We start from the raw sequence: 14,296 nt of genomic DNA on the forward strand, positions 1-14,296 counted from the left end.
GAGGTTAGTGGTGGACGAAGTTGGCCAGGGTTGTGGTCGACTCCACACCACCTCCTTCCATACCCCAGGGGGTATCATTTATGACTATACCCCCGGGGGTATGTGGCCGGCGCACGGTGGTCCGCCACACGTACCCCTCCCCGAGCCCGGCGGATTGGCGCTGCGGACGAACGCTATGAAGGAGGAACACCGGTGGCCGAGATTGATCTGTACGTGGATCCGATATGTCCGTTCGCGTGGGTGAGCGCGCGATGGCTGCTCGACAGCGCGGGCGAACAGCACACCATCACTCTCAGGCAGATGAGCCTGGCAGTACTCAACGACGGTCAGACCGTCGACGCCGACCATGAACCGATGATCACGCGCTCACGACGCATCGGGCGTGTGTTCGCCGCCACTGGCAAGCGCCACGGGCGCGACGCGTTCACGCCGCTCTACCTGGCACTGGGCACCCGACTGCACCCACGCGGGCCGCACACCGACGACGACGCGGCCGTCGCGGCCGCGGTCTCCGCGACCGGCCTAGACCCAGCTCTCACTGCCGCGCTCGACGACGCAGACTACGACGCTGCGGTCGCTATCGCCCACCGCGCCAGTCAGACCGCGCTCGGCGGGCGCGGAGGCAGCCCGATCATCGCCGTCGACGGCCGCGGCTTCTCCGGTCCCGTGCTCACCGCACCACCGCACCCGAGCCGCGCGGCCGACCTGCTGCACGCGCTGGTCACCGCCGCGGCCACCCCCGGATTCGCCGGCCTGCACCGCCCCTACCAGGGCCCACCCGTCTTCACGGCTCCCGAGGACGATCGCTGATGTGCTATCCCGTACCGTGCCGCGGCTGCGGCAAAATTACCTGGGCCGGCTGTGGCGCCCACATCGACGCCGTCCGCGCCGCTACCGCGCCACACCAATGGTGCCCCGGACACGACACCACCCGCGCCGACGCGCCAGCACAACGTTCCCGCGGCCGGCGATGGCGAGCGTGAGTCTGGGAAATGGCCACAGCGGCCCGGGCGTCGCTGGATCTCTGGAGCCACACCGGTGACGTACCCCCACACGGCTGTAGGGCTTACTGTCCGGCGACATCCGGTCGCGGCAAGTACCGAATTCTCGCGTGCTCGTGCAGGCGTTGGATCTCCTGCTGTATTCCGTCGGCGATCACGCCGACATCCGGTGCGGTGTCGTAGTCGCCGGTGATACCGAACGCCAGGTGGTCGGTGTAGCTGAGGATCGCGATCGCGGTGCGCAACCGCATGGCGATCGGGACGGCAGGCAGAAGCTCGACGACCTTGCGGCCGCACACCCTTAATTCATGGCGTGGCCCGGGCACGTTCGTGGCGAGCGCGCTGACGCTGCGCTGGGGAAATCGCGCCGCGAGCCGAAGGGTCCACGCCACGGGTGCGAAAGGCAGCCGTCCCGCCAGCGCGAGTACCGAACTCTCTGCTCGCGCTTCGCCTCTGGACTTGTGTTTCGCCATACGCTCGTGGATTGTGCTCAGCCGCTCGACAGGATCGGCCACGTCGATCGGCAGGAACGGCAGCATCGCCGAAACACGATTGTCGAGAGTGTATTTCGCCTCCGTGGTCCGCATCGATACCGGAACGAGAATCCGCAGCTTGTCGGCGGTGAGCCGCTCCTGCCGACCGACCAGCAGGTCGCGGTAGGCGGCGGCGACAGCGCTCAGTACGACATCGTTGACGGTGACCCCGAATGCCGCACAGATATCGCGGACATCCGACAGCGGGACCCGAGCGACGACGTAGCGGCGCTGCCGTCCGATCGGGCCGTTGAGCGAGGAGCCCGCGGTCGGCATGATCGCGGCAACGGCCACCGGAGCCAGACCGCGCACCGCGCCGATCACGAACCGCGGCACAACGAAGGGCATTCGCACTCCCGCGCGAGCCAACCCGATCAACCGTGCCGGGGTCCAGCCTCTTGGCTCGGGCGTGGCACGGGGCTCCTCCTCCTCTGAAACCGGATCGCAGAGATGCTCGAACAGCGAAATCCCCGATACGCCGTCGACCAGGCTGTGATGCGCTTTGACGATCAGCGCCCAGCGGTCGCCCGCGAGATGTTCGACGACGATGCACTGCCACAGCGGGTGGTCGCGGTCGAGCCGCTCCCCCAGCTCGGTCGCGACCAGCTCGCACAGCGCCCGCTCATCGCACGGCTCCGGCAGCGCGGTCCACCGTATGTGGTGGGCGAGGTCGAAATGCGGGTCGTTCTCCCAGACCGGTGTGGTCAGGTCGAGCGGTGCCCGCCGCACCTTCTGGCGGAGCCTTGCGTTGCGCAGCAGTCCCCTGGTCAGCGCGTGGGCGATCTCATCTCGGCTCGGAGGCACACCGGAAAGGAGCGCCACCGCGGCGATGCCGAGACTGATATGCCGATCGGCGTCCTCCAGTTCGATGAAGCCCGAATCAAGGGGCCGTAGTTCCGCTGTCGGCTGGGGAGCTGACACTGCCACGGATCCCATCGTGCCCATCGCGGCCCGGCACCGTGAGATGCGAAGGTAACCGCTTCGCATGACTGTCGTCACACAGCGGTCGCCGAGACTGCCGCGGTGCTCGGCGACATGTCGAGCGGATTCCGCGCGAAGTCGCCGACATGGCGCTGGCTTGGCGCGGTCGAGCCGGCGAGCTCGACCGCGAGCGCTGCCAGGGGTCCTACGCGGCCAACGTTGGGACCTTCGGCCGTGGTGGCCGGCCTTCCCGCGGGGCGAGGCTGACAGCACGCGATGTTCGATGTGCGACGGATCGGAGCCGTTATGGGTGACTACGTGGCCGACCTCGGTGAGCTCCGCCTGGCCGATGCCGACCGGGCCGGGGGCAAGGGGGCGAATCTCGGTGAGTTGGTGGCGGCACGCCTGCCGGTGCCGCCCGGGTACGTGATCCTCAAATCCTCCTATGAGGACGTGGTCATCCATGGTCCGCACGGCGCGGAACTCGACGCGCTGCACAGCGAGGCGCTGAGGGTAGCCTCCGGCGGCGCCCGCTCGGACGAGCAGCGACTGGACGAACTGTGCGCCCTTATGCGCAAACTCGTGCACCAATCCCCGATCGCTGCCGGGGTACGCGACGCCGTGGTGGCCGCCTATCACCGGCTGGGCGATACGGTTCCGGTCGCGGTCCGCTCCTCCGCGGTCGGGGAAGACAGCGCGACCGCGTCCTTTGCGGGAATGAACCTGACGCGCACCAATATCCGCGGCGACGAGCGGCTGATGGATGCCGTGGTGGACTGCTGGGCGTCCCTGTTCACGCCCCGGGTACTCACCTACCGCGCCCGCCGCGGAATGCACGACCGGCCCGACATCGCGGTGGTCGTGCAGCGCATGGTGGCGGCCCGGAGGTCGGGGGTGGCGTTCACCGCCGATCCAGCCAGCGGCCGCCGGGATCGGGTGGTGATCGAGGCGGCCCGCGGCCAAGGAGAGGTCGTGGTGTCCGGCGCGACCGAGCCCGACACCTACATGCTCGACGCCAAGGGCCCCGCGCTTATCGCCGTTCGGCCCGGACAGCAGAGCTTCGCCATCGTGGCCGGGCCCGACGGCGATCAGCGGGTGGAGCTCACCGCTGACGAGGCCGCCACGGAGGTGCTCAGCGAGGACGAGGCCATCGCGGTGGCACAGACGGCGCTGCGGGTCCAGCAGTTGCATGGCGGTCGGCCGCAGGATATCGAGTGGGCGTTCGACGACGAGCGCTTGTGGCTGGTGCAGGCCCGGCCGATCACCACGCTCGCCGGTCATGCCGACGCAAAACACCCTGCGCCGGAGCCAGCACCAGCACAGGTGCTGCTGCGCGGGCTGGCGGCCGCCCCCGGCCAGGCCAGCGGCCCGGCACGCATCCTGCACGCACCAGCGGAGGGCTCCGCGTTGCGCGTCGGTGAGGTGCTGGTCGCCGCGATGACCAATCCCGACTGGCTGCCTACCCTCTCGCGCGCGTCGGCCGTGGTCACCGACAGCGGCGGCATGACCTGCCATGCCGCGATCGTCGCCCGCGAACTCGGCATCCCCTGTGTGGTCGGCACGCGTACCGCGACCACCACCCTCACCGAAGGCGCGGTGGTCACCGTCGACGGCTCCGCAGGCCAAGTCCGCGCCGGCCGATCGGAGTCGGTGCACACCGCGCCGCGGCCCGCAGCCCCGGTCACCGCCCCGGAAACGACCGCGACACGCATATACGTCAATCTGGCGCTGCCGGAGGTGGCGGAACGTGTCGCGGCCACCGATGTCGACGGAGTCGGACTGCTGCGGGCGGAGACACTGATCACGCAGGCGCTCGACGGCCGCCACCCACGGGACCTGATCGCCCGTGGGGAACAAGACCTCTTCGTCGAGCGGATGACCAAGTCGCTGCACCGCATCACCGCCGCGTTCGCGCCGCGGCCGGTCGTCTATCGGGCAACCGACCTGCGCAGCAACGAATTCCGCGACCTGGTCGGAGGGGCGCGCTACGAACCGGACGAACGCAACCCGATGATCGGTTACCGCGGCTGCTACCGCTACATCCGCGAGCCCGAGGTGTTCGACTTGGAACTGACCGCGCTGGCGCTCGTGCGGGAGCGAACCCCGAACCTGCACTTGATGATTCCGTTCGTCCGCACCCGGTGGGAGCTGGAGGCCTGCCTGGAGTACGTCGACATGAGCCCACTGGGCTCCCAGCGCGGACTGCACCGCTGGGTAATGGCCGAGGTGCCCTCGGTGGTGCACTGGCTACCCGAATATGTGGGGTTGGGCATCGATGGTGTCTCCATCGGCAGCAATGACCTGACCCAGCTGATGCTCGGCGTCGACCGCGACTCCGAGACCTGCGCGGAGCTGTTCGACGAATCCGACGCCGCCGTACTGGATGCCATTGGACAGATCGTCGCGACAGCGCGTCGGCTCCGGATCACATCGTCACTCTGCGGACAGGCGCCCTCCACACGGCCCGAATTCGCCGAACACCTGGTACGGATGGGAATCACTTCGATCTCCGTGACACCCGACGCCGTGCCCGCCGCGCGCCGTGCGATAGCGGCGGCCGAGCGGCGAGTGCTGCTCGAGCAGGCGCTGAACTCCGGAAACCGCGCCCCCTGAAGCCGGAAGCGGCCACGCTGAGACGTGGCGCCCGGAGTCGGACGGGTGCGGGAGCCGTAACGACGCTGACCGTCGGCGACACCGGCTCCCGCGCGAGGCCACTCCGGCCGGGTCACGTGGCGCCGAGAGCGCTCAACGCTCCCGCACGACGATCATCGGGCACTCCACCGCATGCAACAGCGCGGAGCTGGTGGAACCGAGCAGCATGCCGGTGAACCCGCCGCGCCCATGGCTGCCCACCACGAGCAGCTGGGCGTCCTCGGATTCATCGAGCAGAGAGCGAACGGGTCTGTCGCGCATCAGGACACGCCGTACCGGCACGTCGGGATAGCGTTCTCCGAATCCGGCCAGCCGTTCCGCGAGCAACTCGTCTTCCTGCTCCCGCACGGTATCCCAGTCGAGCTGAAGGTCGACGCTGCTGGTATCGCTCCACGCGTGCAGCGCGGTCAGTCCGACTTTGCGCCGCGAAGCCTCCTCGTAGGCGAGTTCGATGGCGGGCACGCTGTTTGCCGTACCGTCGACCCCGACCAGGACCGGCTTACTCGAGGAAAAGGCGTCGGTCGCCGAAGTGGAGTGCACGACCGCGACCGGGCAGTGCGCGTGCCGGGTGACTGCCGTGCTCACCGAGCCGAGCAGCTCGCGGCGAAACGCTCCGAGCCCCCGACTGCCGACGACCAGCATTCTGGCCTGCCGGGAGCGGTCGATCAGATACGGAATGACCGGCTCGACGATCAATTCGGTGCTGATGGCCAACGCCTCGCCCGCCGCCGCCGTCCGGGCCACTCGGGCGGCCTCGGTGAGCACCCGCTCCCCTCCCGTGCGCATCCACGCCACATCCTGCTCGGTCAGCGTGGGACCGGGGCCGACGCCGGTGCGAATGGCGACGGAGGTGACGATGTGCAGTCGGCAACGGTGCACAGCCGCGTCCACGGCCGCCCACGCCACCGCGTGGTATGAGGTGGCCGAACCGTCGGCGGCGGCCACGATGGGCCCATCGGCCTGCCCGCTCGATGCGGTCGCGTTCTCGGTCATCGCGTTCTCCTCGGTTCCATATCTGTCACTCCGTGCCCTTGCCGATCAGCCTGCTCATCCGCCGTACTCGGGTTCCCAGGCAGCGCTATGAATCCGGGCCGCGAGCAGCCAGCCGGTGCGCAGCCAGCCGGTGGGCGGCCCCAGAGACATCGGTCGCTTGTTATGGGGTTTCACTCGGCAGGCCGAGGACCTGGCCGGCGGTGGCGCCGCCGTCGAGCACGAATTCCGAGCCTGTCGAGTAGGTGGCCTCGGTCACTAGAAACCGCACCATCGCCGCTACCTCTTCGGGTTCACCGAAGCGGGCCAGCGGTTGGGCCGCGGCGACGGATTCGTCCATCTGCTCGGTCATCGGGGTGTGGATGGGGCCGGGGTGAATCGAACACACCCGCACGTTCGCGGGCCCGAGTTCCAGGGCGGCGGCCTTCGTCAGGCCGCGCAGACCCCATTTGCTCGCCACGTAACCACCGACACCCGCGTAGCCGATCAGTCCCGCGGTCGAGGAGATGTTGACGATCACCCCGCCGCCCGCTGCCCGCAACCGCGGCGCCGCCAGGTGCATGCCGAGCCAGGCGCCGTAGAGGTTGACGTCGATGACATGCCGGAACATCGCCGGCGATTCGGACTCGATGCCACCGAAGTCGACGATGCCCGCATTGTTGATCAACACCGCCAGCGGCCCGAACCCCGCCTCGGCGTCGTCGAGCACCGCGCGCCATCCGGCCTCGTCGGTCACATCGAGCCGACGGAAGAGCGCGCCTGCCCCGAGCGAATCGGCCAGTGCGGTGCCCTCGGGTTCGAGCAGATCGCCGATGACGACGGAGATGTGCTCCTTCGCCAAGGCGGCTACTACGGCGGCGCCGATACCGCGCGCCCCGCCGGTGACAACCGCGCTTCTGCCTTCGAGTTCAGACATGATGATCACCTTTCAGCCGGCTCAGGCCGTTCATTTCGTGATTCAGCATGGCGCGATCCAGCGGCATAGATGACGGCCGAAGGTCACCGAATGCGGGGCCCTCCGACCACGATCAGCCCAGGTGGGCGGGCATCGTCGCGCTGATACAGCAGCACCGGACTCGCGACCGAGGGACTCGACCTCATGACCCGCGACAGCTAGTTCTCGTGGGCGACCATGACCGGGCAATGGGCATACTGGACAAGGAAATTGCTGGTGGAACCGAGCACCAGGCCACGGAATCCGCCGCGGCCGCGGCTGCCGACCACGAGCAGCTGCGCGGACCTCGACCACGCGGTGAGCATCGTGCGCGGCGACGCCACACACACCGTGCGGGTCACCTGTACGTCAGGGAACTTCTCCTGCCACCCGGCCAATTGCTCGGCGAGCAGCTGCTGTGCCGCCGTTTCGAGCTCCCGGGCCGGAAGCAGGCTCGTCACCCCGGCATACGGGTGGATGTCAGTGGCGGCGTGTATCGCGACAAGCGTTGTGTCGCGGACGCTTGCTTCGTTGAATGCCGCGGCGACCGCGACCTCGCTGACACGGCTACCATCGACGCCGACCACGACAGGGCCAGTGCTCCGGGTTCGCTGCTCGCTGCCCGTGTCGCGGACGACCACGATGTCGCCGTGACCGTGTGCGGTCACCGCGAGCAGTGTCGACCCGATGTGGGCGATTTCGCCGCCCCGGCCGGCACCCAGCACCATCAGATGCGCGGACTGCGATCGCTCGATGAGCAGCCTCGCCGGATGGCACGGCGACAGCTCGGTTTCCACGCGCAGCTCAGGGGCGATCCGGCGGGCCAGCCGAGCGGCGGTTGCCAGCCGGTCGGCCCCTTCTTCCCGCAACGTCTGGGCGACGGCGGGCACCATCAGGTCGTACATGCCGAAAATCGCCTGTGCCGCAGCGAGATCAAGGCCGTGCACGATGCGCAACGTGCGGCCCCGGCGCGCAGCGGTCTCGGCAGCCCAGTAGACGGCCAAGTCGGAGTTTTCGGATCCATCGACACCGACCACGACGGGAGCCGAGGCCAGCTGATGGGAATTGACGGTGGGCTGGGCAGACATGAGCGCGTCCCTTCGGGTCCGGTGATTTTCGGCTATCCGTAGGGTAGGAATCCCGGCCTCCTGCCCGCGCCGGTCGTTGGTCCCGAACCAGCGGGCCCAAAGCACCTTCGTCTCATAGTATTTCGCTCACAACCGTGGTGCGGACAGGCGCAGTCGTGCGGTCCGTCCAGGCTGGACCCTGTCAGGTCATCGCCGGGACCGTACCCATCGGTGGCCGGGCCGCCTCGGCCACCCGCGAGTCACGGGTGTGGCCGCAGAAGCGGGGCACCAGGGCGAACAATCCTGCCTCGGCGCACCACTGGGCGCCGCCAGGCCCTTAGGCCCGCTGGGCTCAATCCCTGTTCGTGGACGGGTTGAGTTTGGACGCCAGCACCGCGGCTTGGGTACGCCGTTCCACACCGAGCTTCGTCAGCAGCCGGGACACGTAGTTCTTCACCGTCTTCTCCGCCAAGAACATCCGCTGTGCGATTTGCCGGTTCGTCAGCCCCTCACCGAGCAGCCCCAGCAGAACGCGTTCCTGGTCGGTGAGCGCGGCCAGCGGTCCCGTCTTGGCCTCGGCCTCGTCGCGCAACTTCGCCATCAAGGCCGCGGCGGCCCGATTGTCCAGCAGTGATTTGCCCGAGCCGACGTCACGGATAGCGTCGACGAGGTCGGTCGTTCCGATGTCCTTGACCACATAGCCGCTGGCACCGGCCAGAATCGCGTCCAACATGGCCTGCTCGTCGGTGAACGAGGTGAGGATCAGGCACCGCAATCCGAGCTGCTGATTCAGCAGCTCCCGGCACAGTTCGATGCCGTTGCCGTCGGGCAGCCGCACATCCAGCACCGCGACGTCGGGTCGCAGCGCGGGGATACGCGCCAGCGCCTGGGATACGCTGCCCGCTTCACCGATGACTTCCATGTCGTTCTCGGCGTCGATCAGGTCGGCCACGCCGCGCCGCACGATGTGGTGGTCGTCCACCAGGAACACCTTGGTCATGTCGATGCACCTCCGTCACACATACCCTCAGCGTACGGCCGCGTTTGGCGGTGCAGGCCGGAGTTGGACACCTGACTGGTGACCAAAGTCCCTTGACCTTCCGGCGAATACGGCGTTGTACCCGACCGGCCGACGATCGGCCTGCCGCTTCCGGCGACTGCAACGGATTCAATGGAATACGCCCGGGCACGGGGCCTGCCTGATACGCAGATGATCTAGCAGTGCACCCCGGTGATCGCGAAACGCTCCACGTCCGCGACGTGCCCACCGGTGGAAACCACGACGGTGAGCGTGCCGGGGCAATCGGCGGTGAAGGGTACGGTCGCCGTCCAGGGTGTATCTGCGCCGCCCGCCGGTATGGGCAAGGCCTCGCCCACCGGCCGCGTCCGAGCGATCTGCCGGACTTGGACGCGCAGGCTTTCGTCGACTCCCGAGATCCGACCGCCCGCAAGCAGCGGTGATCGCACTGCCGACCCGTAGCTCGGGGCGGTCAGTGTGAGGGTGCTGTCGTCGGTGCCGACCACCTCCCACGGCGCATCGTCACCGACGCCGAAACGCACCAGATGCACCACCGCGGCGGTGGCCGGCGCGCCTGCGGGATGGCCGAAACCCACACTCACTCGGGCGTGCTCGCCCTGCGTGACGACGGCCACGACCTGGTCGACGTCCCGGAAGCCGAGGTAATCCCTGGTGAACATCTGCGCGACCGCGCCTGCGTCCAGCCGCCACGGCTGATGTCCCTCGCGCAGAGCCCGCTGGGCGGCAGCGGCCTCTTCCGCCGTGGCGTACGGCCACAGCGGCTGGTAATCGAACTGGTAGGGCTGCGGCGGCATCGGGGTGTGCTGCGCAATTGCCGAATGCCGCTGGAAAGAGGTCGATCTCGTTGTCATGGCCGCGGCTCCGTGGCGGGCTCACGTGGGCCTTGGTCGAGGCGAAATGGCGGGTACTCGTCGCGCATCAGCGCCGCGTAGGCAAGGACGCGATAGATCCAGCGGTTGATGCCGAGAATGAAGTCGAACAGACGGCGCGGGTAGCGAGCGGTGAACAGCAACGCGACCGCGGCGATGAGGACGAGCACACCTAGCAGCGGCACCGAGGTGATGGCGTCGCCACCGCTGTCGTCGTTGCCACCGAGGACGACAGCGCCGCTGGACATCGCGGAAACCACCAGGTAGTGCGGGATGGCCAGCAGCCACCATTTCACCAGCACCAGCCCACGGGATAGGCGGTCCGGGTAGTCGACCTGGAAATCGGCAGGATAGTCCGTGGGGCCCAGGGTGAACGGCGGATACCGGTCGGTGCCCAGCGCCGCGAACGAATAGAACTGCACCCGCCACGACCACCTGATCACACCGACGTTGAAGTCGAAGATCGCTCGCGGATAGCGGCCGGTGAACAGGATCGCGAATCCAGCGGCCACGGTGAGAACGGCGAACGCGATCCACAGAAAGAACAGGACAACGTAGTGCGGTATCGCGAGTATCCATTTCACCAGCCACAACCAGCGCGACAGCGGTTCATCCAGGTCACCGCGCAAGCTCACTGGATAGACGGATGTATTTTCGGGATTCATGGGTGCTCCTCGCCTGGACACAGTGCCTCGCAACGCCGCCTGATGCGACGAAATCCAGTCACGTCCTGGAATTCAGGATGAATCACCCCGAAGCCCGCGCGGAGGGCCGAAAGGGCCGCGCATCCAGGACCTTTGGCCGGTACCCGACCTCGGTGACCAGGCCGGTCGTCAACCGGCGGACGGTCCGATCGTCGCCGAGTAGAAAGCCGTTGGCGCGTACACCCGACCGAGGGCCTTGGCATCAGGACCCAATGGCCCTATCGCCCATATCGCCCCACGGTGACGGTTGGCACTTCGAGACAACCAGTCAGATGACAGCCGGAGTCGATCATGCGCTATTCATTCCGTACCGGCCATCGGCGTGGTTCGACCGGTTCGCGGTTCCAGTTCGACCGACCGGAATCCCGCGCGGCTACGACCGTGGCAAGCCCGGTGCGGCGACGCGTTGCGGACCTCCAGCTCGCGGTCTCCGGTGTCGTGGTGTCCGCGGCTACCGCGTGGGCGTGCGGCTCCGGGTTCGTCGAGCGTGCCGATCACCGACTGTTCCGGATGATCAACACACTGCCTGACGGACTCTTTCGGCCGCTGTGGCTGATCCAGCTGACCGGAGTGCTCGGCGCTCCGGCCGTCGTCGCGGCGATCGCGCTGCTGGCGAGGAGATTTCGTCTTGCGGCAGGGCTGCTGTTGTTGATTCCGGCGAAACTGGTGGTCGAGCGCGACATCCTGAAGTCGCTCGTCGTGCATGGCCGGCCCGGCGCCATCATGCCGGAGGCGGTCCTGCGCGATGTGCCGACCGCGGGCCTGGCGTTCCCGTCCGGTCACGCGCTGCTGCTATTCGGGATGGCGACGCTGTTGCTCCCGTATTCGAGCCGCGGCCAGCGGGCTGTGACCCTGGCGATCGCGATCCTGGCCGCCGTGGCACGAATCTATCTCGGTGCCCATACCCCGCTGGACGTGGTCGGCGGTGCCGCCGCCGGTATCGCCGTCGGTGCACTGCTCAATCTGATTGTGGGTGTGGGTAGTCCGCGGTGACCGAGGCGCTGTCAGATCATCGCGGGCACTTCGTCCCCGAACTGGGGCCGATGTCCCCTCCCTTTCGGGCAAGGCTGCCTGACACGGTTTGCGCACGGATTCTCCGGCAAGGAGACCGCAGCACGAAAGAAGAGGGCGATGACCACCGAGGCAGTCCGGGATTCGGCACCCGCAACCGGCACTGCCGGTGAACAGACCTATCCGTTCGTGCTCGCGCGACATGCCGGTGATGTGGTTCGGCTCGTGCTGGGGCTTGTGGCTCTTGGGGTTTCGGCCCTATTGGCCCGCCGTACCGAGGTTCCCCGGTTGGAGGTGGACCTGTTCCGGGTGATCAACGACCTGCCGTCCTGGGTCGCGCCGGTCGTGCTGGTGGTGATGCAGCTCGGCACCATCGGCGCTGTCGGCGTCGTCGCCGGTCTCGCGCTGGTCACCGGGCGCTTCGGGCTGGCCCGCGACGTCGCGGCGGCGGGCGTACTCGCCTACCTGCTGGCCATCGTGGTGAAATCTCTGGTGGGACGGGCACGCCCGGATGTACTGCTGAACGAGCTGATTCTGCGGACCCATCAAGGCGGGCTCGGCTTCGTCTCCGGACACGCGGCAGTCGCCGCGGCGATGGCGGCGGCCGCCGCTCCATGGTTGCCGCGTCCGTGGCGGCGAATCGCCTGGACGACCGCGGGGTTGGTAGCCGCGTCCCGGGTCTTCGTCGGGGCGCATCTGGTGCTCGATGTCGTCGGCGGCGCGGCTCTGGGCTGGACGATTGCCGCCGCGCTGCACCTGATCTGGGGTGCCCCGGTACATCGCGCCGAAGCTCCCGCGCTCCGCGCGGCGCTCGCGGCGGCCGGATGGACCCCGATCCAAGTGGAGCCCGCTGTGCTGGACGCACGGGGTTCGCGGCCGTTCCTGGTCACTGCGGATATCTCCGGACAGCGCACCGAGCTGTTCGTGAAAGTGATCGGGTACCACGAACGGAATTCCGATCTGTTGTTCAAGCTTTTTCGCCACCTCGTCTTTCGCGAAGTAGAAGACGAGTCTCCGTTCGGGACGCCGAAACAAGAGGCCGAGCACGAGGCGTTCATCGCCCTGCTGGCTCAGCGGGCTGGTGTGCGCACACCGACCGTGGTCTCGGTCGGTGTAGCCGACAACGGTGACGCCTGGCTCGCCGAAACGCGTATTCCGGGGCGTGATCTCGCTCGCTGGCCGGAACCCGTCTCGGACGAGGTGTTGTGCGAAGTCTGGACCCAGATCGCGCGGCTGCGGGTCGCTCGCATCGCGCATCGCGATCTGCGCCTGGCCAATATCCTGCTCGACGAGCACGCGACGCCATGGATCGTCGACTTCGGTTTCGGCGAATCCGCCGCTTCCGACCACCGGCTCGACGCCGATGTCGCCGAGATGCTGGTGTCGATGAGCCTGAAGGTCGGCACCCAGCGTGCGGTAGCGACCGCGCACCGGATTCTCGGCCCCGAGGCGTTGAAAGGTGCTGCGCCGCTGCTGCAACCGCTCGCGTTGGCATCGGCGACCCGCAGCGCCGCCCGGCATCGCCGCGGCCTGCTCGCCGAGCTGCGCGCTATGGTCGGCGACGCCATCGACGCCGAACCCGCCCGTCCGGAGGTACTACTGAGGTTTCGGTGGCGCACACTGGGCTGGATCGCGGCCACCGTGTTCGCGACCTATGTGCTGCTGCCACAGATCGGTCAGCTCGGCCAACTGGTCACCACCTTGGACGACGCCCGGTGGCAGTGGCTCGCGGGCGCACTCGCGATGTCGGCGGCGACCTATGCGGCGGCGGCGCTGACGCTGATGGGCGCCAGCCCCCGCGCCCTGGCCTTCGGCCGCACCATGAATGTTCAGCTGGCGACCTCGTTCGCAAACCGGTTGGCGCCCTATGGCCTCGGCGGAACCGCCGTCAACGAACGCTACCTGGAGCGCTGCGGACTGCCGCGGACCACCGCGATCGCCGTCATCGCGCTGACGGTGACCTCGGGTGCGGTGCTGCATGTCCTCGAACTGGCGGGTGTCGGAGTGTGGCTCGGCAGCTCTCGGTTGTTGCTGTCCTCGGCACTGCCCAGCCGCTGGAGTCTGCTCATCGGATTCGTCGCCGTGATGACCGCGCTCGGCATCGCCATCGCCGTACTGCTGCGCCGCCCGGACTGGCTCACCGAGGTCCGCGACACCGCCCGCTCGATGACAGATATCCTCCGCACGCCGAAACGCGCGGCGCTGTTGCTCGGCGGCCAAGTGGGCGCCAACATCGCCTACATCGCGGCGCTGGGCTTTTCGGTACACGCCTTCGGAGCGACTGCATCAGCGGCCCTGGTCGCCGCGGTATTCCTCGGCGGCCAAGCTCTCGGGGCGGCGAGCCCGACCCCCGCGGGTCTGGGCGTCGTCGAGGCATCCCTGGTTGCGGGGCTCATGGTCGGCGGCGTACCCAGCACACCCGCCGTCGCAGGGGTGCTCGCCTACCGGCTGGCGACGTTCTGGCTTCCCGCCGCCGTCGGCTTCTTCTCCTTCCGCGCCCTCCAGCGTCATCACATCCTGTGACGTCGGTATACCGCGCGGCATCACGTTGCTCGACACCATCGGCGTTATCAGG

At 68.1% G+C, this 14,296-nt stretch carries 11 protein-coding genes and 1 pseudogene; 5 read left to right on the forward strand and 7 right to left on the reverse strand.

The window, feature by feature from the left end:
* The first annotated feature begins 192 nt into the window (after nucleotides 1-192).
* The gene (locus ON34_RS31075) at nucleotides 193-810 is read left to right on the forward strand and encodes a mycothiol-dependent nitroreductase Rv2466c family protein (RefSeq protein ID WP_040786481.1); all 618 of its coding nucleotides are present in this window, start codon (nucleotides 193-195) and stop codon (nucleotides 808-810) included.
* Nucleotides 810-983 carry a DUF8730 family Cys-rich protein gene (locus ON34_RS38825; RefSeq protein WP_505848823.1) on the forward strand — a complete coding sequence of 58 codons (174 nt, stop codon included), beginning with the start codon at nucleotides 810-812 and terminating at the stop codon, nucleotides 981-983. Before ON34_RS31075 ends, ON34_RS38825 begins: the two co-directional genes overlap by 1 nt.
* A gap of 83 nt (nucleotides 984-1,066) precedes the next feature.
* On the opposite strand, the gene ON34_RS31080 is transcribed toward ON34_RS38825, so the two are convergent.
* Nucleotides 1,067-2,461, reverse strand: coding sequence for a wax ester/triacylglycerol synthase family O-acyltransferase (locus tag ON34_RS31080; RefSeq protein ID WP_245548285.1), 1,395 nt, complete (start codon nucleotides 2,459-2,461; stop codon nucleotides 1,067-1,069).
* A 300-nt stretch (nucleotides 2,462-2,761) separates the two neighbouring features.
* Here ON34_RS31080 and ppsA point away from each other — a divergent pair, with 300 nt between their 5' ends.
* Complete coding sequence (gene ppsA, locus ON34_RS31085) at nucleotides 2,762-5,068, forward strand: phosphoenolpyruvate synthase (protein WP_040786484.1); 2,307 nt, start codon at nucleotides 2,762-2,764, stop codon at nucleotides 5,066-5,068.
* Nucleotides 5,069-5,200: 132 nt separating this feature from the next.
* Here ppsA and ON34_RS31090 read toward each other — a convergent pair whose 3' ends face one another.
* From ON34_RS31090 to ON34_RS31115, 6 genes and pseudogenes are all read right to left on the reverse strand, one after another.
* The gene (locus ON34_RS31090; RefSeq protein WP_040786487.1) at nucleotides 5,201-6,100 is read right to left on the reverse strand and encodes a universal stress protein; all 900 of its coding nucleotides are present in this window, start codon (nucleotides 6,098-6,100) and stop codon (nucleotides 5,201-5,203) included.
* A gap of 160 nt (nucleotides 6,101-6,260) precedes the next feature.
* Nucleotides 6,261-7,013 (reverse strand): SDR family NAD(P)-dependent oxidoreductase, encoded by a 753-nt coding sequence (locus ON34_RS31095; protein ID WP_040786584.1) that lies wholly within the window; start codon nucleotides 7,011-7,013, stop codon nucleotides 6,261-6,263.
* Between the two features lie 197 nt (nucleotides 7,014-7,210).
* Entirely contained in the window at nucleotides 7,211-8,119 is a 909-nt protein-coding gene (locus tag ON34_RS31100) for a universal stress protein (RefSeq protein ID WP_040786488.1), read from the reverse strand.
* Between the two features lie 331 nt (nucleotides 8,120-8,450).
* Complete coding sequence (locus tag ON34_RS31105; protein ID WP_040786492.1) at nucleotides 8,451-9,098, reverse strand: response regulator transcription factor; 648 nt, start codon at nucleotides 9,096-9,098, stop codon at nucleotides 8,451-8,453.
* 215 nt (nucleotides 9,099-9,313) lie between these two features.
* Nucleotides 9,314-9,988, reverse strand: coding sequence for a hypothetical protein (locus ON34_RS31110; protein ID WP_245548286.1), 675 nt, complete (start codon nucleotides 9,986-9,988; stop codon nucleotides 9,314-9,316).
* Nucleotides 9,985-10,650, reverse strand: a pseudogene (locus ON34_RS31115) (DUF4389 domain-containing protein); the annotation flags it as partial. The pseudogene ON34_RS31115 and the gene ON34_RS31110, both read right to left, overlap by 4 nt.
* A 351-nt stretch (nucleotides 10,651-11,001) precedes the next feature.
* On the opposite strand from ON34_RS31115, the gene ON34_RS31120 reads away from it, so the two are divergent.
* Together ON34_RS31120 and ON34_RS31125 are read left to right on the forward strand one after the other, a co-directional pair.
* Nucleotides 11,002-11,703: a phosphatase PAP2 family protein gene (locus ON34_RS31120; protein WP_083889924.1), complete on the forward strand. Its 702-nt coding sequence runs from the start codon at nucleotides 11,002-11,004 to the stop codon at nucleotides 11,701-11,703.
* Nucleotides 11,704-11,841: 138 nt separating this feature from the next.
* On the forward strand, nucleotides 11,842-14,244 hold the full coding sequence (locus ON34_RS31125; RefSeq protein WP_040786497.1) for a lysylphosphatidylglycerol synthase domain-containing protein: 2,403 nt from the start codon (nucleotides 11,842-11,844) through the stop codon (nucleotides 14,242-14,244).
* Nucleotides 14,245-14,296 lie beyond the last annotated feature (52 nt).

The sequence above is a fragment of the Nocardia pneumoniae NBRC 100136 genome, assembly GCF_000308755.1.
Taxonomy (GTDB): Bacteria; Actinomycetota; Actinomycetes; order Mycobacteriales; family Mycobacteriaceae; genus Nocardia; species Nocardia pneumoniae.

Excerpts from the sequence above, each read along its gene's own strand:
- ON34_RS31095 (WP_040786584.1), bottom strand. The coding sequence starts at position 7,013 with ATGTCTGAACTCGAAGGCAGAAGCGCGGTTGTCACCGGCGGGGCGCGC.
- ON34_RS38825 (WP_505848823.1), top strand. The coding sequence starts at position 810 with ATGTGCTATCCCGTACCGTGCCGCGGCTGCGGCAAAATTACCTGGGCC.
- ON34_RS31125 (WP_040786497.1), top strand. The coding sequence starts at position 11,842 with ATGACCACCGAGGCAGTCCGGGATTCGGCACCCGCAACCGGCACTGCC.
- ON34_RS31100 (WP_040786488.1), bottom strand. The coding sequence starts at position 8,119 with ATGTCTGCCCAGCCCACCGTCAATTCCCATCAGCTGGCCTCGGCTCCC.
- ON34_RS31110 (WP_245548286.1), bottom strand. The coding sequence starts at position 9,988 with ATGACAACGAGATCGACCTCTTTCCAGCGGCATTCGGCAATTGCGCAG.
- ON34_RS31120 (WP_083889924.1), top strand. The coding sequence starts at position 11,002 with ATGCGCTATTCATTCCGTACCGGCCATCGGCGTGGTTCGACCGGTTCG.
- ON34_RS31105 (WP_040786492.1), bottom strand. The coding sequence starts at position 9,098 with ATGACCAAGGTGTTCCTGGTGGACGACCACCACATCGTGCGGCGCGGC.
- ON34_RS31090 (WP_040786487.1), bottom strand. The coding sequence starts at position 6,100 with ATGACCGAGAACGCGACCGCATCGAGCGGGCAGGCCGATGGGCCCATC.
- ppsA (WP_040786484.1), top strand. The coding sequence starts at position 2,762 with ATGGGTGACTACGTGGCCGACCTCGGTGAGCTCCGCCTGGCCGATGCC.